We start from the raw sequence: 19,883 nt of genomic DNA, 5'->3' as shown, positions 1-19,883 counted from the left end.
GGGCAAGATCGAACGTCCGTGCGTGCCGGTTCCCGACTCCGCGTCAAGCGCGATCGGCCCCTGCGCCTATGGTTGCTCCAGCACTCCAGGACCGCCTGCCGCTCGCGTTAGGACAGCAAGGACAGCGATGCCCCCCAACACCACCGCCACAACGGGTGACACCGCCACGACGGGTGTCGCGCCCAGCACGAACGGGAGGAAGAAGGGGCGCAAAGCCCGGCTCCTCGTTCTGGTGCTCGTCCTGGCCATCATCGGCGGCATCGCCTACGGGGCTTACTGGTCGATCAGCACGGTCCGGGCCTCCTTCCCGCAGACCAAGGGCTCGATCACGCTCGACGGCCTGTCGGGCCCCGTCGACGTCAAACGCGACGGCAACGGCATCCCGCAGGTCTACGCCTCCTCCGACGAGGACCTGTTCATGGCGCAGGGCTACGTCCAGGCGCAGGACCGGTTCTACGAGATGGACGTGCGCCGCCACCTGACCTCCGGGCGCCTGTCGGAGATGTTCGGCAAGAGCCAGGTGAAGAACGACGAGTTCCTGCGCACGCTCGGCTGGGACCGGGTCGCGAAGCAGGAGTACGACACCAAGCTGTCGGCCTCCACGAAGAAGTACCTCCAGGCCTACGCCAAGGGCGTCAACGCCTACCTCGAGGGCAAGGACGGCGCGGAGATCTCCCTGGAGTACGCCGCCCTGGGCTTCACCAACGACTACAAGCCCGCCGAGTGGACCCCGGTCGACTCCGTCTCCTGGCTGAAGGCCATGGCCTGGGACCTGCGCGGCAACATGCAGGACGAGATCGACCGCGCCCTGATGACCAGCCGCCTCGACCCGCAGCAGATCGCGGACCTCTACCCGGAGTACCCCTACGGCCGCCACAAGCCGATCGTGCAGGAGGGGCAGTACAGCGAGCTGTCCGGGACCTTCCAGCAGAGCGGTGCCGCGAGCGGCTCGCAGGGCACGGGCACGACCGGTACGCAGGGCACGGGCACGACCGGTACGCAGGGCACGACGGGCACCCGGAGCACGACCGGCTCGGCCCTCACCAGCCAGCTCGCCGGCCTCTACAAGGTCCTCGACGACGTTCCCGCCGCCGTCGGCGTGAACGGCCAGGGCATCGGCTCCAACTCCTGGGTGGTCTCCGGGAAGTACACGATCACCAAGAAGCCGCTGCTCGCCAACGACCCGCACCTGTCGGCGTCGCTGCCGTCCGTCTGGTACCAGATGGGCCTGCACTGCCGCAGCGTCTCCGCCAAGTGCCAGTACGACGTCACCGGCTACACGTTCGCCGGAATGCCCGGTGTGATCATCGGCCACAACGCGGACATCGCCTGGGGCATGACCAACTCCGGTGTCGACGTCAGCGACCTCTACCTGGAGAAGCTCTCCGGCGACGGCTACCTGTACGACGGCGAGGTGCGGCCCTTCAAGACCCGCGAGGAGACCATCAAGGTCGCCGGCGGGGACGCCAAGAAGATCGTCGTGCGCCAGACCGCCGACGGCATGCCCCTGCTGTCCGACCGCGACGACGAACTCGTCCAGGTCGGCAGGCGGGCCGGCGTCAACACCGCGGCCCCCGACCGTGGCGACGGCTACGGCATCGCCCTGCGGTGGACCGCGCTCGACCCGGGCACCTCGATGGACGCCGTGTTCGCCCTCGACAAGGCGGCCGGCTGGAGCGACTTCCGGTCGGCGGCCGCCCTGTTCGACGTGCCCTCGCAGAACCTGATCTACGCCGACACCAGGAACCACATCGGCTACACGCTGCCCGGGCAGATCCCCACCCGCTCCTCGGCCGCCGACGGCTCCGTCCCGGTGCCCGGCTGGGACGCCAAGTACCGCTGGACCGGCTTCGTCAAGGACGACGAGCTGCCCTACGAGTACGACCCCGAGCGCGGCTACATCGTCACCGCCAACCAGGCCGTGGTCGACAAGGACAAGTACCCGTACACGCTGACCACCGACTGGGGCTACGGCACCCGCAGCCAGCGCATCACCGACCTGATCGAGTCGAAGATCAAGGACGGCGGCAAGATCTCCACCGATGACATGCGGCAGATGCAGATGGACACCAGCAGTGAGATCGCCAAGCTGCTGGTGCCCAAGCTGCTGAAGATCAACCTGGACGACAAGTCGGTCCGCGACGCCCAGAAGCTGCTGGAGGGCTGGGACTACACCCAGGACGCCGACTCGGCGGCCGCCGCCTACTTCAACGCGGTCTGGCGCAACGTCCTCAAGCTCGCCTTCGGCAACAAGCTCCCCAAGGAGCTGCGCGTCAAGGGACAGTGCCTGTGGGTCGACAAGACCGGCAGCACCGGACCGGTCGACGACGACGGCAAGGTGCGCGAGTGCGGTGAGCGCGACGCCGACCAGGCGCAGCCGGACGGCGGCGACCGCTGGTTCGAGGTCGTGCGCAAGCTGATGGACAAGCCGGACAGCGACTGGTGGAAGACGCCCGAGCGGGGCACGCGCCCCGCGGCGACCGACCGCGACTCGCTGCTCGCCCGCGCCATGATCGACGCCCGCTGGGAGCTGACCTCCAAGCTCGGCAAGGACATCGACACCTGGAGCTGGGGCCGGCTGCACCGCCTGTTCCTGAAGAACCAGACGCTCGGCACCGGGGGCCCCAAGGCCCTGCAGTACGTCCTCAACCGCGGCCCCTGGAAGCTCAGCGGCGGCGAGGCCACCGTCAACGCCTCCGGCTGGAACGCCGCCGGCGGCTACAACGTCGTGTGGGTGCCGTCCATGCGGATGGTGGTCAACCTCGCCGACCTCGACAAGTCCAAGTGGATCAACCTGACCGGCGCCTCCGGGCACGCCTTCAACGCCCACTACACGGACCAGACGGGCAAGTGGGCCAAGGGAGAACTGCTGCCCTGGGCCTTCTCCGGTGAGGCGGTCGGCAAGAGCACGAGCGACACCCTCGTCCTCAGCCCGTGAGCCTCTGACACGGCCGGACGGCCCTCCACGCGCGCGTGGAGGGCCGTCCGCGTCTCGGGCCGCTCAGGCGCCCGTGAACCGGCGCACGCCCGACGGCGTCACCACCGCGTGCACCGGCCGGTCGTGCGCCTGCGCCGGGACCCGGCCGACCACCTCCGTGTCGTACAGCAGCACCACGAGCGCGGGCCCCGCACCCGCGTGCTCCAGACGCGCGAGCACCCGGTCGTACGACCCTCCGCCGCGTCCCAGGCGCATCCCGCGCGCGTCGACCGCGAGGCCGGGCAGCAGGACGACGTCCGCGCCGGTCACGGCGGCCGGGCCGAGACGCTCGCCGGAGGGCTCGAACAGGGCCATTTTCCCGCCATGTTGAATCCGCGCGAGACAGTCCGGACCGGTGTACTCCCCCCAGTCCAGATCGTTGTCGGGCAGGAGGACGGGGAGCAGGACACGCACGCCTCGCGCGCGCAGGGCGTCCAGCAGGGCGATCGTGCCCGGCTCCGTGCCGACCGAGACGTAGGCCGCCACCGTGCGCGCCCCCGCCAGTTCGGGCAGCTCCAGAGCGCGCCCGGCCAGCGCCTCGCCCGCCGCCCGGACGACATCCTCCGTCAACCTGTTCCTCACCGCGAGGAACTCCCGCCGCAATGTTCGCTTGTCAGGCTCGGCCGTGCGTCCGTCGTGTTCCACGGGTCGTTCCGCACCCCTTTCCCAATGTGCTCATATGAGTGCCAATCAACCGGAGCCCCAGATTCCCTGCAAAGGCACCGGATAAGGTTGCGGGCATGACTCAGTCGCACCCCAGGATCAGCAAGGCTGTCATCCCCGCAGCAGGCCTCGGCACCCGGTTCCTGCCGGCCACCAAGGCCACTCCCAAGGAGATGCTGCCGGTCGTGGACAAGCCGGCGATCCAGTACGTGGTCGAGGAGGCCGTGTCGGCGGGGCTCGACGACGTCCTCATGATCACCGGACGCAACAAGCGTCCCCTCGAGGACCACTTCGACCGCAACTACGAGCTGGAATCGGCGCTCGAGAAGAAGGGAGACGCCGAGCGGCTCGCGAAGGTGCAGGAGTCCAGCGACCTGGCCACCATGCACTACGTGCGCCAGGGCGACCCCAGGGGCCTCGGCCACGCCGTGCTGTGCGCGGCCCCGCACGTCGGCCATGAGCCCTTCGCGGTGCTCCTCGGCGACGACCTGATCGACCCCCGCGACCCGCTGCTCCAGCGCATGATCGAGATCCAGGAGCAGCACGGCGGCAGTGTGATCGCCCTCATGGAGGTCGCGCCCGAGCAGGTCCACCTCTACGGCTGCGCGGCCGTGGAGAGCACCCCCGACAGCGACGTGGTCAAGGTGACCGGGCTGGTCGAGAAGCCGGACCCGGCCGACGCCCCCTCCAACTACGCGGTCATCGGCCGCTACGTGCTCGACCCGCACGTCTTCGACATACTCCGCAAGACCGAGCCCGGCCGCGGCGGCGAGATCCAGCTCACCGACGCCCTCCAGCAGCTCACCGAGGACGAGAAGGTCGGCGGCCCGGTGCACGGCGTCGTCTTCAAGGGCCGCCGCTACGACACCGGCGACCGTGGCGACTACCTGCGTGCCATTGTCAGACTGGCGTGCGAACGTGAGGATCTGGGCCCGGACTTCCGGACCTGGCTCCGCAGTTACGTAGCCGAGGAGATGCAGCAACGTTGAGCAGCGCCGCGACCCGCCCCGCCGGCCCGGACGACCTGTGGTCGGTGGACGACCACCTGGAGGACATCCTCGGCAGCGTCCGCCCTCTCGAACCCATCGAGCTGCAACTGCTCGACGCCCAGGGCTGCGTCCTGGTCGACGACATCACGGTGCCGGTCTCCCTGCCGCCGTTCGACAACAGCTCCATGGACGGGTACGCGGTACGGGTCGCGGACATCGCGGGCGCCAGTGAGGAGTTCCCGGCCGTCCTCGAGGTCGTCGGCGACGTCGCGGCGGGCGCGGGCGAGTCGGTGCGGGTCGGGCCCGGCCAGGCCGCCCGCATCATGACCGGCGCACCGCTGCCGCCCGGCGCCGAGGCCGTCGTACCCGTCGAGTGGACCGACGGCGGGCTCGGCGAGGGACCCGTCACCGGGATGCGGTCGCGGAGTCTGGCACCGGAGGGCGCCGAGGGGCAGGTGCGCGTGCACCGCCCCGCCGAGGCACGCGCGCACGTACGGGCCAAGGGCAGCGACGTGAAGGCCGGCGACCTGGCCCTGGAGGCCGGGACGGTCCTCGGCCCGCCGCAGCTCGCGCTGCTCGCCGCGGTCGGCCGGGGCACGGTGCGGGTGCGCCCGCGCCCGCGCGTGGTCGTGCTGTCCACGGGCAGCGAACTCGTCCAGCCCGGCGAGGCACTGGCGAACGGCCAGATCTACGACTCCAACAGCTTCGCCCTCACCGCGGCCGCCCGGGACGCGGGCGCCATCGCCTACCGGGTCGGCGCCGTCGCCGACGACGCCGACACCCTCCGGTCCACCATCGAGGACCAGCTCGTCCGCGCCGACCTGATGGTCACCACGGGCGGGGTCAGCGTCGGGGCGTACGACGTCGTCAAGGAGGCGCTGTCGTACGCCGGGGACGAGGACGAGCCGGGCAGCGGGGTGGAGTTCCGCAGGCTCGCCATGCAGCCCGGCAAACCCCAGGGCTTCGGCTCCATCGGCCCCGACCACACCCCCCTGCTGGCCCTGCCCGGCAACCCGGTCTCGTCGTACGTCTCCTTCGAGCTGTTCGTCCGCCCCGCCATCCGCACCTTGATGGGCCTCGAGGACGTCCACCGGCCCCGCGTCAGGGCCACCCTCACGGCGGACGGGCCGCTGCGCTCGCCCAAGGGGCGACGGCAGTTCCTGCGCGGCAGCCACTCCGGCGGAACGGTGCGCCCGGTGGGCGGCGCCGGCTCCCATCTGGTCGCGGCGCTGGCGCACGCCGACGCGCTGATCGTCGTCCCCGAGGGCGTGGAGTCCGTCGAGCCGGGCACCGAGGTGGAGGTCGTACTGCTCGGCTGAGCGCCCCCCGGGGGGTCCTGGCCCGGTGCCCGAACCGGCTTGGCGGTACCGTGTCGCGCACAGCAGGCCCGTGCACCGCACCGCGACGGGCCCGGACCGGGAGCGCCACACAGCATGACTGAGCCTTCCCGGGGGGACACCCCCGGAGCCGCCGCACAGGACCGACTGACGCACATCGACGCGGCGGGCGCGGCCCGCATGGTCGACGTGTCCGGCAAGGACGTGACCGCCCGCACCGCGCGCGCGAGCGGCCGGGTCCTGGTGTCACCCCGGGTGGTCGAGCTGCTGCGCGGTGAGGGAGTCCCCAAGGGTGACGCCCTGGCCACCGCGCGCATCGCGGGCATCATGGGCGCCAAGCGCACCCCGGACCTGATCCCGCTGTGCCACCCGTTGTCGGTGTCCGGTGTGAAACTGGACCTGTCGGTCGCGGACGACGCCGTGCGGATCGAGGCCACCGTCAGGACGACGGACCGCACGGGCGTCGAGATGGAGGCCCTCACCGCGGTGACGGTCGCCGCGCTCACCGTGATCGACATGGTCAAGGCGGTCGACAAGGGAGCGGTCATCACGGACGTACGGGTCGAGGAGAAGACGGGCGGCAAGTCGGGCGACTGGAGCCGGGCATGAGCGCCGGGCCGTACCGCGCCCTGGTCGTCACCGCCTCCAACCGGGCCGCCGCCGGGGTCTACGAGGACAAGGGCGGCCCCCTGATCGCCGAGGGCCTGGCGGGCTTCGGGTTCGCCGTCGACGGACCGCGGGTCGTGCCCGACGGGGACCCGGTGACGGCGGCGCTCCGGGAGGCCGTGGCGGCCGGTTACGACGTGGTCGTCACCACCGGCGGCACCGGCATCTCGCCCACCGACCGCACGCCCGAGGCGACCCGGCAGGTGATCGACCGCGAGGTGCCGGGCATCGCCGAGGCCATCCGGGCGTTCGGGCGGGAGAAGGTGCCCACCGCCGCGCTCTCCCGCGGACTGGCCGGGGTGGCGCAGGGGACGCTGATCGTCAATCTGCCGGGTTCCAGCGGCGGGGTGCGGGACGGTCTCGCCGTCCTGGAGCCGCTGCTGGTCCACGCGGTCGACCAGATCCGCGGCGGCGACCACCCCAGACCCGGTGCCGGAAGTGGGGGTGCGAGCTGAACACCCCGTCCTGGCCCGTCGTGCTGGCGGACGGCGATGTCGTCCTCCGGCCGATAAAGCTGCGTGACCAGCGGGTCTGGCGCGAGGTCAACCGGCGCAACCGCGACTGGCTGCGTCCCTGGGAGGCGACCATCCCGCCGCCCACGCCCAGCGGCCCGATCACCCACCGGCCGACCTACCGGCAGATGGTCCGGCACCTCAGGTCCGAGGCCAACGCGGGCCGGATGCTGCCGTTCGTCATCGAGTACCAGGGGCAGCTCGTCGGGCAGTTGACGGTCGCCGGGATCACCTGGGGGTCGATGTGCTCGGGTCACGTCGGCTACTGGGTGGACGAGTCGGTGGCCGGGCGCGGGGTGATGCCGACGGCGGTCGCGCTCGCGGTCGACCACTGTTTCCGCACCGTCGGTCTGCACCGCGTCGAGGTCTGCATTCGCCCCGAGAACCGGCCCAGCCGCCGGGTCGTGGAGAAACTCGGATTCCGCGAGGAGGGGCTGCGGCCGCGTTATCTGCACATCGACGGGGCCTGGCGCGACCACCTCGTCTACGCGCTCACGGCGGAGGAGGTGCCCGACGGTTTGCTCGCCCGCTGGCAGCGGGCACGATCCGAGCGGGGACGTCAGGAGAACACCCCGCGGAATCCCGCGTGACCCTGAAATTGAATACATGTTCGAAATTGATCGCCCGGTGACCGTCCCGGGTCATTCAATTCGCGACTTGCCGCGGTCCACTGATCGCATCGGTCGCAAAAAAAGCTCGAAATATCAGCCAGATCGTGCGACACACCGGCCCAATTGGCGGATGGCCTCACGCAAATCCCTCTACCGTGTGGGACGTGAGCAGCAGCGGCCTCATCTACGCAGTCATCGTCGGGGCCTGGGCCGCCTACTTGGTGCCGATGTGGCTCCGTAGGCAGGACGAGCTGAACGAGGCCCGTCCGACGGAACGCTTCAGCACCGCCATCCGGCTGCTGTCCGGACGGGCGGGTATGGAGCGCCGGTACGCCAAGGACCTGCGGGCGCGCTCCACCCAGGAGGGGGAGCCGGAAACCGGTGACCCGGACGCCGTCACCGACTCGGTGGACGTCCGGTCCTTCGCCATGCCTCCGACCCGCCGTCAGGTACACGCCGACGTCGAACCGGAGCAGGCGGGACCGGCCGAACCGGAGCGCGACCAGTCCGGCATCCCGGCGCCCAAGTCGTCCCCCGCCACGCCCAAATCCCCGTCCGCGCCGAAGTCCGCGTCCACGACCGGCTCCGTGCCCGCGCAGGCCCGGGTGCCCGCACCGCGGAACACGGCCTCGGCCCAGGCGGCCGCAGCGCGCGCCCGGCGCTCGAAGGTGCTCGCGCGCCGTCGGCGCACCACCGTGATGCTCTTCATCGCCTTCACCGCCGGCGCCATCGTCGCCGCCGTCGGCGGCCTCGCCTTCCTCTGGGCGCCCGGCGTGCCCGCCCTCATGCTCAGCGGGTACATCGGGTACCTGCGCGCGCAGGAGCGCCGCCGCTTCGCCTACCACATGGACCGCCGCCGCGCCGAGGACGCGGCCCGCAGCCTGCGCGAGCGCCAGCCGCGCCGGCGCGCCCTTCCGGACCCGGACCCGGCCACCGGCGAACCGGACGAGGAGCCGGCGACCGGAACCCACACCGGCATGTCCGCCCTCGCCGCCGACCGCCGGGCCCTCGTCGAGCAGACCGACCACGCCGAATGGGTCGACCAGCAGCGCGAGCGGCAGCGCCGGCCCGGCCACGGGGACAGCTGGGACCCGGTACCGGTACCGCTGCCCACGTATGTGACCGCACCGGTCGCGCCCCGGGCCACCTCCGACGTCGACCTCGGCGCGCCCGACACCTGGAGCTCGGCGCGCTCGGGCCCCCTCGTGCCGGAGCAGGACGGCCACGTCCCGGACGCCGAGGCGGACCGGGCGGCGCGCGAGCCGGCCGATGGCCGTGGCGACTCCGTTCCGCCCGCCCGGTCCCGCTCGCGCGGGGCGGCCTCCGGCGCGTCCGCACGCCGGACGCGCGAACGCGGACGCACCCCGCTCTTCGACCAGTACGAGGACGGCGACCGCCCGCGCGCGGCCAACGAGTGACAGCCGTCACGCCCCTGGAAGTCCGCCCCTGACCAGTCAGGGAACGGATTTCCAAGCACCCCGACGGGGATGCTAGAGTTTCACTCGTTGCAAGGGCCTGTGGCGCAGTCCGGTAGCGCACCTCGTTCGCATCGAGGGGGCCAGGGGTTCAAATCCCCTCAGGTCCACGCATCATGAAGCCCCAGTCGGCGAAAGCCGACTGGGGCTTCATCGTGTTCACAGCCGCTTCGCGTAGCAGAGGCTCTCCTCGTGGTGGCGGTAGTAGCCGAACTTGGTGCAGGGCTCGTAACCGCTCGACGCGTACAGGGCGATGGCCTCCGGCTGCTTGGTGCCGGTCTCCAGGACCATGCGGACGCGGCCGGCCATGCGGGCGTCCTCCTCCAGGGCCGCGAGGATGCGGCGGGCGAGGCCCAGGCCGCGCATCTCCTCGACGACGAACATGCGCTTGAGTTCGGCGTCGCCGTCCTCGTTGCCCTCGCCGTTGCTGTCCTGGCCGCGCCAGCCGCCGGTGGCGACCGGCCGGTCGCGCTCGTCGTACGCGATCAGGTACGCGCCCCGGGGCGGGTCGAAGTCGGTGGCGTCGAGCACCGTGGCGTCGCCGCCGTCGCCGTAGCGCAGGTGGTACTCCTCCTGGACCACGTCGTTGAGCTTGACGGCGTCGGGGTGGTCGAAACGAACACGACGTATATTCATGCTGGGCATCGTACTTCTATGCATAGGGAACAACTGACCTCGACCAGTGTGCCGGTATCGTGCCCGGGTGCTGACTGTGACCTCGGTGAATGTGAACGGACTGCGAGCCGCCGCCAAGAAGGGCTTCGTGGAGTGGCTCGCCCAGACCTCCGCGGACGTCGTCTGTCTGCAGGAGGTGCGCGCCGAGCCGCACCAGCTGCCCGAGGAGGTCCGTCAGCCCGACGGCTGGCACGTCGTGCACGCCCCGGCCGCCGCCAAGGGGCGCGCGGGCGTCTCCCTGTACACGCGCCGCGAACCCGACCGCGTCCGCATCGGCTTCGGCTCGGCCGAGTTCGACGGCAGCGGGCGCTACGTGGAGGCCGACCTGCCCGGCGTCACCGTCGCCTCCCTCTACCTCCCCTCCGGCGAGGTAGGCACCGAGCGCCAGGACGAGAAGTTCCGCTTCATGGACGAGTTCCTGGTCCACCTCAAGGGGCTGCGCGAGCGAGCCGCCGCCGACGGGCGCCACGTGCTGGTCTGCGGCGACTGGAACATCGCCCATGAGCGGGCCGACCTCAGGAACTGGCGCGGCAACACCAAGAACTCCGGCTTCCTCCCCGAGGAGCGGGACTGGCTCACCCGGGTCCTCACCGCTGAGGACGGCGGCTACGTGGACGTGGTACGCGCCCTGCACCCGGACGTGGAGGGCCCGTACACGTGGTGGTCGTACCGGGGGCGGGCCTTCGACAACGACACGGGATGGAGGATCGACCTCCACGCGGCCACGCGGCGGCTCGCGGACCGGGCGGTCAAGGGGTTCGTCGAGCGCGCGGCCACGCATGCCGAGCGGTGGAGCGACCATGCGCCGGTGACCGTCGTGTACGACCTCTGAGGGCCCCTGACGGGCGCCGGCGGCCCGCTCAGGCCCGCTTGCTGATCCGCCGGTCCAGGGCCAGGGAGAGCTCCGCCTCCATGACGCTGCGGGCCAGGGGGCGCAGGCGGTGGAGGTCCTCCTCGGGGGCGTGGCGGAGGATCATGTCGGTGAAGAGGGTGGCGAGGGCGTCGGCGTGTTCGCGGACGCGTTTGCCGGCCGCCAGGACCTCCGCCAGGGGTATGCCCTCGCGGACCAGCGCGGAGGAGACGTCCAGCAGGCGGCGGCTGATGTGGACGATCTCGTCGCCGTCGGTGCCCAGATAGCCCAGGTCCATGGCGGCGGCCAGGTTCTCCGGGGTGACCTCGCCCTCGAAGCGGGCGGCGAGTTCCTCGGGGGTGAGGCGGACCGGCTCCTCCTCGGTGGGGGTGCCGACGCCGAGGAGGTCGGCGACGTCGCGGCCCTGGTCGAGGGCCTCCGCGAGCTCCGCGATGCCGGTGAGGGTGTGGCCGCGCTCCAGCAGTGCCGCGATGGTGCGCAGACGGGCCAGGTGGTGGTCGTCGTACCAGGCGATGCGGCCCTCCCGGCGGGGTGGCGCGATCAGCTTGCGTTCGCGGTAGAAGCGCAGGGTGCGCACGGTGATGCCGGCCAGGCGGGCCAGTTCCTCCATGCGGTATCCGCGCGCCCCGCCGCCCTGCTCGACCTCGTGTCCGCCGTCGTCCGTCACGGTCGAAGCCTATGTTGTACCGCCGGTAACTTTCCCTTTCTCACCCCCTACCGCTCGGTACGCGGCTGCTCTACAGTCCCATTGCGCCAGTATTCACTGGCAGAGTCCAAGGCGATGCGTGGAGGCTCCGGGATGGCCGAGCACGAGCATGTACGGGTGGCGGTGATCGGGTCCGGGTTCGGCGGACTGGGGGCCGCGGTGCGGCTGCGCCGCGAGGGGATCACCGACTTCGTCGTCCTGGAGCGGGCCGACAGCGTCGGCGGCACCTGGCGGGACAACAGCTACCCCGGGTGCGCCTGTGACGTGCCCTCCCATCTGTACTCCTTCTCCTTCGCGCCCAACCCCGACTGGCCGCGCACCTTCTCCGGGCAGGAGCACATCCGCGCCTATCTGGAGCACGTCACCGACGTCTTCGGGCTGCGCCCGCACATCCGCTTCGGCGCCGAGGTGAAGCTGATGCGCTGGGACGGCGAGCGGCTGTGGTGGGAGATCGAGACCGCGCGGGGCACGCTCACCGCCGATGTCGTGGTCTCCGCCACCGGCCCGCTGTCCGACCCGAAGACGCCCGAGATCCCGGGGCTCGAGTCCTTCCCCGGCAAGGTGTTCCACTCGGCCCGCTGGGACCACGAATACGACCTGCGCGGCAAGCGGGTCGCCATGGTCGGCACCGGCGCCTCCGCCATCCAGATCGTGCCCGCCATCCAGCGCCAGGTCGGCCGGCTCACCCTCTTCCAGCGCACCCCGCCCTGGGTGATGCCGCGCATGGACCGCGCCATCAGCGCGGCCGAACGCCGGCTGCACCAGGCGCTTCCGTTCACCACCCGGATCAGGCGCGGACTGCTGTGGGGCATCCGGGAGCTCCAGGTGCAGGCGTTCACCAAGCACCCGGACGAACTCGGCCTGGTCGAACAGCTCGCCAGGCGCAACATGGCCCGCGCCGTCAAGGACCCGGCGCTGCGCGCCAAACTCACGCCCGACTACCGCATCGGCTGCAAGCGGATCCTGCTGTCCAGCGAGTACTACCCGGCGCTGGCCCGGCCCAATGTGGACGTGGTCGCGAGCGGGCTCAGCGAGATCCGCGGCTCCACCGTCGTCGCGGCCGACGGCAGCGAGGCGGAGGTCGACGCGATCATCTTCGGCACGGGCTTCCACGTCACGGACATGCCCATCGCCGAGCGTGTGGTCGGAGCCGAGGGTGTCACGCTCGCCGAGACCTGGAAGGGCGGCATGCAGGCGCTGCGCGGTGCCTCGGCCGCCGGGTTCCCGAACTGGATGACGATCATCGGGCCCAACACCGGCCTGGGCAACTCCTCGATGATCCTCATGATCGAGTCCCAGCTCAACTACATGGCGGACTACCTGCGTCAGCTCGACGTGCTGACGGTCCCCCCAGGCCCTCGGGGCACCGGGGGAGGCCGCACCGCCCTCGACGCGCGGCCCGCCGCCGTCGACGCCTGGAACCACAAGGTCCAGGAGCGCATGAAGCGGACCGTGTGGAACACCGGCGGCTGCACGAGCTGGTACCTCGACCCGAGCGGCCGCAACACCACCATCTGGCCCGGTACGACGGCGGAGTTCAGGCGCGAGACCCGGCGGGTGGACCTGGCGGAGTACGAGGTCGTCCGGCAGTCCGGCGTCCGAGCCGGAGACGCCGGCCCGGTGGCGGGGCAGCAGAGCGAGGCCGCCGTATGAGCCGGATCGCCGCGGTGGCCTCCGGACCGTACGCCCCGCCGGTGCCGTCCCGCACCCTCACCGTGGTCTCCGCCGACGGCGCCCGGCTGCACGCCGAGGTGCACGGCCCCGAGGACGCCCCGCCCGTCGTCCTCTCCCACGGCTGGACCTGCTCGACCGCGTTCTGGGCGGCGCAGATCAGGGAACTGGCGGCCGACCACCGGGTGATCGCCTACGACCAGCGGGGGCACGGGCGCAGTCCGGCGAGCCACGCCTGCACCACCGAGGCGCTCGCGGACGACCTCGAGGCGGTGCTCGCCCAGACCCTCGCGCCCAAGGAGAAGGCACTCGTCGTCGGCCACTCCATGGGCGGGATGACGGTCATGGCCGCCTCCGCGCGATCCCGTTTCCGCGAACACGCCGCGGCCGTCCTGCTGTGCAGCACCGGCAGCTCCCGGCTGGTCGCCGAGGCGCGTGTGGTGCCGCTGCGCGCCGGACGGGCCCGCACCTGGCTCACCGGGCGCGTGCTCACCTCGCGCGCCCCGCTCGGGCCGGTCACGCCCCTGGCGATGCGCGTCCTCAAGTACGGCACCATGGGAGCCGGTTCGGCCCCGCACATGGTGGAGGCGTGCGCGCGGATCGTGCATGCCTGCCCGCGCACCGTCCGCCACGCCTGGGCGGGCATGCTCGCGGCGCTCGACCTCGACCACGGGGTACGGGAGTTGCGCGTGCCCACCGCGGTGGTGCACGGCGCCGCCGACCGGCTCACGCCCGTCGCGCACGCCCACGCGCTGGTCGCCGCGCTGCCCCGGTGCCTCGGTCTCACCGAGCTGCCCGGCGTCGGCCACATGTCTCCCGTCGAGGCCCCGGAGCAGGTGACCGGGAGAATCCGGGAGCTCGTCACCACCTATGTCACGGGGGACGCCCCCGTCTCCCGTTCCACCGTCGTGCAGCAGATCAAGGAGGGCGCATGAGCAGGGTCAGCCTCGAGGGACAGGTCGCCGTCGTCACCGGAGCGGCGCGCGGTGTCGGCGAGTTGCTCGCCCGCAAGCTCTCCGCGCGCGGCGCCAGGGTCGCGCTGGTCGGCCTGGAGGAGGACGCGCTCAAGGAGGTCTCCGGGCGGCTGCACAGCGAGAGCGCGCACTGGTACGCAGACGTCACCGACCACGAGGCGACGAGCCGGGTGGCGCGGGAGGTGAAGGCGCGCTTCGGCAAGGTCGACATCGTCGTCGCCAACGCCGGTGTGGCGACCGGCGGGCCCTTCATCGACTCCGACCCGGAGGCCTGGCGGCGGGTGATCGAGGTGAACCTGATCGGTTCGGCGGTCACGGCCCGCGCGTTCCTGCCGGTGCTGGTCGAGAGCCGGGGCTATCTGCTGCAGATCGCCTCGCTCGCCGCGATCACCCCGGCGCCGATGATGTCGGCGTACTGCGCCTCCAAGTCGGGGGTGGAGGCGTACGCGCACAGTCTGCGGGCCGAGGTCGGCTACCAGGGTGTCCGGGTGGGCGTCGGGTACCTGTCCTGGACCGACACCGACATGGTGCGCGGCGCCGACCAGGACGACGTGATGCGGGAACTCAGGCAGCGGCTGCCGTGGCCGTCCAACAAGACGTACCCGCTGGGCCCGGCGGTGGACCGGATCGTCGCCGGCATCGAGCGGCGCTCGGCGCACGTGTACGGGCAGTGGTGGCTGCGCGGCATGCAGGGGGTGCGCGGCTATCTGCCGGCGCTCATCGGCACCGTCGGCCAGCGGGAGATGCGGCGGTTCGCGCCACGGCTCCAGGGGATGCGTTCCGGGCTCGTCGGCGCAGGTGGGGAGGCCGATGAGGCGGCCCGTGCTACGCAGCGTAACTGATCGACATGCGCAGCGTGTTGGCCCGTGTGAATCTGGTCGAGGCCCCACCGGGGGCCAACCCCCCCACCCACTTCGGGAGTGAACCCACATGGGTATGAAGGACCAGTTCAGCGAGAAGACCCACGACTGGCAGGACCAGGCCCGCGAGAAGGTCGGCCAGGCCCGGGAGAAGGCCGGTCAGGCCACGCGGGAGAAGCCGGCCGGTCAGGGTCAGCGCGGCCAGCAGCAGGGTCAGCGTGGCCCGCAGCAGGGTCAGCACGGGCAGCAGCAGGGTCAGCGAGGCCACCAGCAGCCTGAGCGGGGCCGGCAGAACATGCGCGACATCGAGGACTCGGAGCGGGAGATGGATGACCGCTTCGACGCCGACTACGACGCGTAGCGCTGCGCGGCTTCGGCCGGTTCGGCAGCTTGGGGTGCCCTCCGATTCTTTCGGGGGGCACCTTGCTGTTCTGGGGGCGGGGCGTCGTGGGGGTGGGGGTTGGTGTCGGGGGGCGTTGTCGGGTGCGATGGGGGTTGTTGAGGGCGCGTTGTCGGGTGCGGGTGGGTGGGGGCCTGTCGCGCAGTTCCCCGCGCCCCTGAAGAGAACGCGCGGTTCCCCGGACCCCTGAAAAGAACGCGCACTCCCCCGCGCCCTTGAAGAGGATGCGCAGTTGCCCGCCCCTTGAGGATTGCGCAGCTCCGTGCGCCCCTCGGTGGTCGCGTCGCCTGTTGGGGTGGGTCAGGTGGTGGGTCTTGGGGGGAGGGTGGGGCGGGGGGTGTTGGGGACGTCGGTGTAGTCGGGGGGTTCGGCTGCCGGGTTGGTCTGCAGGAGTTCCAGGGCCAGTTGGATCGCGTCGTCCAGTTGGGCGTGGCGGCCTTCGGCCCAGTCGAGCGGGGTGCGCAGGATCTCCAGGTCCGGGGTCACGCCGTGGTTCTCCACGGACCAGCCGTAGGCGTCGAACCAGGCCGCGTTCATCGGGACCGTGATCACCGTGCCGTCGCCGAGCCGGTGCCGGCCGGTCATGCCGACCACGCCGCCCCAGGTGCGCTGGCCGACGACCGGGCCCAGCTTGAGCAGCTTGAAGGCGGCGGTGATCATGTCGCCGTCGGAGGAGGTCGCCTCGTCGGCGAGGGCCACGATCGGGCCCCGGGGCGCGTTCGAGGTGTACGACACCGGCTGCGCGTTGCGGGTCAGGTCCCACCCGAGGATCGTGCGGCTCAGCGTCTCGATGACGAGTTCGCTGATGTGCCCGCCCGCGTTGCCGCGCACGTCCACGATCAGCGCCGGCCGGGACACCTCCATGCGCAGGTCCCGGTTGAACTGGGCCCAGCCTGAGCCGCCCATGTCGGGGATGTGCAGATACCCGCACCGGCCCCCGCTCAACTCCCGGACGACCTCGCGGCGTTTGGCCACCCAGTCCTGGTAGCGCAGCGGCCGCTCGTCGATGAGGGGCATGATGGCGACCCGCCGGGCCCGTCCCGGCTCGCCCGGCGGCGGGGCGAACGTCAGCTCCGTCGTCGTCCCGCCCGAGCCCGCGAGCAGGGGGTACGGGCCGGTCACCGGGTCGACGGGGCGGCCGTCCACATGGGTCAGTACGGCGCCCTCGCGGATGCCCGTGCCGGCCAGCGGCGAGCGCGCCTTGGAGTCGGAGGAATCGCCGGGCAGGATGCGCTTGACGGCCCAGCCGCCGTCCCGCTCGACCAGGTTGGCGCCGAGCAGGCCCTGCCAGCGCTGGTATTGAGGCGGCCCCTCGTTGCGGCGGGCCGCGGTGACGTAGGCGTGCGAGGTGCCCAGTTCGCCGAGGACCTCGCGCAGCAGGTCGGCGAAGTCGTCGGGGGAGGCGACCTGTTCGACCAGGGGCCGGTACTGGTCGAGCACCCCGTCCCAGTCGATGCCGCACATTCCGGGGTCCCAGAAGTAGGCGCGGATGAGACGGCCGGCCTCGTCGTAGGCCTGGCGCCACTCGGCGGGCGGATCGGCGTGGTGCACGATGCGGCGCAGGTCGATCCAGACGGTCGTGTCGCCGTCGCCCGGCTCGGTCGACGGCACCGCCCGCAGGTCGCCCTCGTCGACCACCATCAGCCGGGTCGCGTCTCCGCTCACCGCGAACCAGTCGAGGTGGTCGACCAGTTCGGACTTCTTGGCCTTGGCGATGTTGAAGTACTCGAGCGTCGGCCGGCCGCTGATGTCGGCCGGATTGGCGAAGGTCTCGCCGAGCGCCCCGGAGATGGGCCACCGCAGCCAGACCAGGCCCCCGCCGGCCACCGGGCACAGCGCGGAGTACTTGGAGGCGACGACCGGGAACGGGGTCACCCGGTTCTCCAGGCCCTCCACCTCCACGATCACCGCGCCGCCCTCCCCGCCGCTCTCGTCCTCCAGCGGGTCGAGCCCCCCGGCGGCCGGGCGGCCCTCGGGGTTCAGGGCGAACGGGGAGGGGGTCGCCGAGGAGAGCGGGACCAGGTAGGGGCGGCAGCCCAGCGGGAAGGACAGATCGCCGGTGTGGACGTCGTACACCGGGTCGAAGCCGCGCCAGGACAGAAAGGCGAGGTAGCGGCCGTCGCGGGTGAAGACGGGGTTCTCGTCCTCGAAGCGGCCGTTGGTGACGTCCACGATGTGCCGGTCCTTGATGCGCGCCAGCTTGATCTGCCGCAGCGAGCGGCCGATCCCCGGGTGGGACCAGGTGATCCAGGAGCCGTCGGGGGAGAAGGCGAGGTCGCGGACGGGCCCGTTGGCGGACCGCGCCAGCTCGGTGACCCGGCCGTCCGGCACCGCGGCGGCCCCACCGCCGGTGTCCCCGGTGTCCCCGGTGTCCCCGGAATCCCCGGAGTCCGCCGAGCCCTCGGCGGCGGGCCGTTCCGCTCCCTCGGTCCCCTCCTCGTCCGTGACGTCGATCAGCAGCAGCCGTCCGTCGTGGGAGGCGACGGCCAGCCGTTCGCCCAGCGGGTCGGAGACGATCTCCAGGACCCGCCCCAGCTCGCCCTGGCCCAGCCGGCGTGTGGCGCGGTCGCCGGAGGCGCGGGGGAGCCGGGCGATCTCGACGGCGTCCTCGCCCTCGGCGTCCGTCACGTACGCCACCTGCCCGGTGGAGCCGAGCATCTCCGGCAGCCGGACCCGGACTCCGGGCGTGTCCGTGATCGTGCGGGACGGGCCGTCCCGGTGCGTGAGCCAGTACAGGCTGCCCCGGACGACGACCGCGCTGGCCCGACCGGTCTCGTCCACGGAGATGCCGTCCACGTGCTGGGCGGCCGGAACCTGGTGCCGGCGACGCCCCGCGCGCGGGCCGCCGAGCCGGATATCGAGCCTGCGCGGTGCGGCGTCCGGGGCGAAGTCCTCCACGAGCCACAGTTCCCCCGCGCACTGGTAGACCACCCGGTTGCCGTCGCTCGAGGCGTGCCGGGCGTAGAAGGCGTCGTGGTCGGAGTGGCGGCGCAGGTCGGAGCCGTCGTAGGCGCAGGAGTAGAGGTTGCCGACGCCTTCGTGGTCGGAGAGGAAGGCGATCCGGCCGCCGACGAACATGGGGGAGTCCAGATGCCCGCCGATGTCCGGGAGCAGCCGCTGCCCGTGCAGCCAGAGGCGGCCCATGGCGCCGCCCCGGTAGCGCTTCCAGGAGGCCGGTTCGTGCGGCGGGGTGCCGGTGAGCAGCAGGCTCCTGCGCTCGCCGTCGATGTCGGCGGTCTGGATGTCGGAGACGGGGCCCCAGGGCAGTTTGCGGCCGGGCGCGCCGTCCGTGGTCAGTTTGTAGGCCCAGGTGAAGTAGGAGAAGGGCTCGCCGTGTGAGGTGACGGCGAGGATGTCGCCGTCCGGGGTCCAGCCGCACACCTGGGTGTCGGCGCTGCCCCAGTACGTGAGCTGCCGCGACGGTCCGCCGTCGACGCCGACGAGGTGGATCTCGGGCACGAGGCTGCGCCAGGTGGCGTAGGCGATGTGGTGGCCGTCGGGCGAGAAGCGGGGGTGCCCGGTCTTGGCGCGGTCCACGGTCAACCGCCAGGCCCGGCCCGGGGAGTCGAGCGGGGCCAGCCAGAGGTCGTCCTCGGCCACGAAGCACAGCAGGTCGCCGTTGAGGTGGGGCAGGCGCAGATAGCTCACCTCACCATGCTTTTCCGGGGGAGGAGGCCCAGCAACCGGAGCGGACCGGGGCGCGGCGGGAGCGGAACCGGGGCCGGTCAGGGCGCCGCCTTATGTGGATCCGACAGGCGTGACCCAGCACACGAACGAAACCGTTTCGTTTCGCTTGCGGCTGGGGTACATTCGTCGTGTACGAAACCGTGTCGTTCCAAGCGGGCAGCCGCATCGGGAGGGTGAGAGACATGACTGAGGCCGCCACCGCGCGTCGCAGTCGGATCACGCCCGAACGCGAGGCCGAGTTGTACGAGGCCGTGCTCGACCTGCTCCGCGAAGTCGGCTACGACGCCCTCACCATGGACGCCGTCGCCGCCCGCACCCGGTCCAGCAAGGCCACGCTCTACCGCCAGTGGGGCGGCAAGGCCGAACTGGTCGTGAAGGCCATCCGGCACGGCAAGCCCGACCGGACCGGTGAGATCGACACGGGCACGCTCCGGGGCGACCTGCACGCGCTGGTGCTGCTCGAGGACGACTGCACCATCGAGCAGAACTCGGCGCTCATGCGGGGCGTCGCCATGGCGATGCACAACAACCCGGATCTGCGCGAGGCCTTCCGGGCCCAGCTCGTGGAGCCGGAGATGTCCGGCTTCCACCAGGTGATCCGGCGTGCGATCGACCGGGGCGAGGTCCGCCCGGACTGTCCCGCGCTCGACTTCCTGCTGCACATGATGGTCGGCGGCTTCGCCACCCGGGCGCTGCTCGACGACCAGCCGCCCACCCGGGCCTTCCTCATCTCGTACATCGACGCCGTGGTCCTCCCCGCCCTCGGCGTCACCACCTCCTGATCACGCTGATCGTCCCCTGATCGCTCT

17 protein-coding genes and 1 tRNA gene are annotated in these 19,883 nt (G+C 71.8%); 14 read left to right on the top strand and 4 right to left on the bottom strand.

Annotated features, from left to right (window positions below):
• Positions 1-127 precede the first annotated feature (127 nt).
• Complete coding sequence (locus ACZ6B1_RS16470) at positions 128-2,938, top strand: penicillin acylase family protein (RefSeq protein ID WP_468778896.1); 2,811 nt, start codon at positions 128-130, stop codon at positions 2,936-2,938.
• Positions 2,939-3,001: 63 nt separating this feature from the next.
• On the opposite strand, the gene ACZ6B1_RS16465 is transcribed toward ACZ6B1_RS16470, so the two are convergent.
• Positions 3,002-3,622 carry a 5-formyltetrahydrofolate cyclo-ligase gene (locus tag ACZ6B1_RS16465; RefSeq protein ID WP_468778894.1) on the bottom strand — a complete coding sequence of 207 codons (621 nt, stop codon included), beginning with the start codon at positions 3,620-3,622 and terminating at the stop codon, positions 3,002-3,004.
• 95 nt (positions 3,623-3,717) lie between these two features.
• Here ACZ6B1_RS16465 and galU point away from each other — a divergent pair, with 95 nt between their 5' ends.
• The 7 genes from galU to ACZ6B1_RS16430 all read left to right on the top strand — a co-directional run bounded on the left by galU (position 3,718) and on the right by ACZ6B1_RS16430 (position 9,340).
• Entirely contained in the window at positions 3,718-4,629 is a 912-nt protein-coding gene (gene galU, locus ACZ6B1_RS16460; RefSeq protein WP_468778892.1) for a UTP--glucose-1-phosphate uridylyltransferase GalU, read from the top strand.
• Entirely contained in the window at positions 4,626-5,948 is a 1,323-nt protein-coding gene (gene glp / locus ACZ6B1_RS16455; RefSeq protein ID WP_468778890.1) for a molybdotransferase-like divisome protein Glp, read from the top strand. The genes galU and glp overlap by 4 nt, the downstream gene beginning before the upstream one ends.
• A gap of 114 nt (positions 5,949-6,062) precedes the next feature.
• The gene (moaC, locus tag ACZ6B1_RS16450) at positions 6,063-6,575 is read left to right on the top strand and encodes a cyclic pyranopterin monophosphate synthase MoaC (protein WP_250399457.1); all 513 of its coding nucleotides are present in this window, start codon (positions 6,063-6,065) and stop codon (positions 6,573-6,575) included.
• Entirely contained in the window at positions 6,572-7,087 is a 516-nt protein-coding gene (locus ACZ6B1_RS16445) for a MogA/MoaB family molybdenum cofactor biosynthesis protein (protein WP_468778888.1), read from the top strand. Before moaC ends, ACZ6B1_RS16445 begins: the two co-directional genes overlap by 4 nt.
• Before the next feature lie 20 nt (positions 7,088-7,107).
• The gene (locus ACZ6B1_RS16440; RefSeq protein ID WP_468778886.1) at positions 7,108-7,734 is read left to right on the top strand and encodes a GNAT family N-acetyltransferase; all 627 of its coding nucleotides are present in this window, start codon (positions 7,108-7,110) and stop codon (positions 7,732-7,734) included.
• Between the two features lie 185 nt (positions 7,735-7,919).
• Positions 7,920-9,173: a divisome protein SepX/GlpR gene (gene sepX / locus ACZ6B1_RS16435; protein ID WP_468778884.1), complete on the top strand. Its 1,254-nt coding sequence runs from the start codon at positions 7,920-7,922 to the stop codon at positions 9,171-9,173.
• A 93-nt stretch (positions 9,174-9,266) separates the two neighbouring features.
• Positions 9,267-9,340 (top strand) — tRNA-Ala (locus ACZ6B1_RS16430).
• 49 nt (positions 9,341-9,389) lie between these two features.
• Here the strand turns inward: ACZ6B1_RS16430 and ACZ6B1_RS16425 are convergent.
• Entirely contained in the window at positions 9,390-9,866 is a 477-nt protein-coding gene (locus ACZ6B1_RS16425; RefSeq protein WP_468778882.1) for a GNAT family N-acetyltransferase, read from the bottom strand.
• 67 nt (positions 9,867-9,933) lie between these two features.
• Between ACZ6B1_RS16425 and ACZ6B1_RS16420 the strand changes: the two genes are divergently transcribed.
• Positions 9,934-10,737, top strand: a complete 804-nt coding sequence (locus tag ACZ6B1_RS16420; protein WP_468778880.1) for an exodeoxyribonuclease III — start codon at positions 9,934-9,936, stop codon at positions 10,735-10,737.
• A gap of 28 nt (positions 10,738-10,765) precedes the next feature.
• Here the strand turns inward: ACZ6B1_RS16420 and ACZ6B1_RS16415 are convergent, their stop codons facing one another.
• On the bottom strand, positions 10,766-11,386 hold the full coding sequence (locus ACZ6B1_RS16415) for a MerR family transcriptional regulator (RefSeq protein WP_468779386.1): 621 nt from the start codon (positions 11,384-11,386) through the stop codon (positions 10,766-10,768).
• 189 nt (positions 11,387-11,575) lie between these two features.
• On the opposite strand from ACZ6B1_RS16415, the gene ACZ6B1_RS16410 reads away from it, so the two are divergent.
• The 4 genes from ACZ6B1_RS16410 (at position 11,576) to ACZ6B1_RS16395 (ending at position 15,348) form a co-directional block, all read left to right on the top strand.
• Positions 11,576-13,135, top strand: coding sequence for a flavin-containing monooxygenase (locus ACZ6B1_RS16410; protein ID WP_468778878.1), 1,560 nt, complete (start codon positions 11,576-11,578; stop codon positions 13,133-13,135).
• Positions 13,132-14,088: an alpha/beta fold hydrolase gene (locus tag ACZ6B1_RS16405; RefSeq protein WP_468778876.1), complete on the top strand. Its 957-nt coding sequence runs from the start codon at positions 13,132-13,134 to the stop codon at positions 14,086-14,088. The genes ACZ6B1_RS16410 and ACZ6B1_RS16405 overlap by 4 nt, the downstream gene beginning before the upstream one ends.
• Positions 14,085-14,969 carry an SDR family oxidoreductase gene (locus ACZ6B1_RS16400; RefSeq protein WP_468778874.1) on the top strand — a complete coding sequence of 295 codons (885 nt, stop codon included), beginning with the start codon at positions 14,085-14,087 and terminating at the stop codon, positions 14,967-14,969. Before ACZ6B1_RS16405 ends, ACZ6B1_RS16400 begins: the two co-directional genes overlap by 4 nt.
• Before the next feature lie 88 nt (positions 14,970-15,057).
• Positions 15,058-15,348 carry a hypothetical protein gene (locus ACZ6B1_RS16395; protein WP_468778872.1) on the top strand — a complete coding sequence of 97 codons (291 nt, stop codon included), beginning with the start codon at positions 15,058-15,060 and terminating at the stop codon, positions 15,346-15,348.
• A 339-nt stretch (positions 15,349-15,687) separates the two neighbouring features.
• Here ACZ6B1_RS16395 and ACZ6B1_RS16390 read toward each other — a convergent pair whose 3' ends face one another.
• The gene (locus ACZ6B1_RS16390; protein ID WP_468778870.1) at positions 15,688-19,035 is read right to left on the bottom strand and encodes a S41 family peptidase; all 3,348 of its coding nucleotides are present in this window, start codon (positions 19,033-19,035) and stop codon (positions 15,688-15,690) included.
• Positions 19,036-19,256: 221 nt separating this feature from the next.
• Between ACZ6B1_RS16390 and ACZ6B1_RS16385 the strand changes: the two genes are divergently transcribed.
• Positions 19,257-19,856, top strand: a complete 600-nt coding sequence (locus ACZ6B1_RS16385; RefSeq protein ID WP_468778868.1) for a TetR/AcrR family transcriptional regulator — start codon at positions 19,257-19,259, stop codon at positions 19,854-19,856.
• The last annotated feature ends 27 nt before the right edge of the window (positions 19,857-19,883 follow it).

Source organism: Streptomyces sp. NPDC041129 (genome assembly GCF_055592265.1).
The sequence above is the reverse complement of the archived record's forward strand: the minus strand, read 5'-3'. Positions and strand labels throughout refer to the sequence as shown.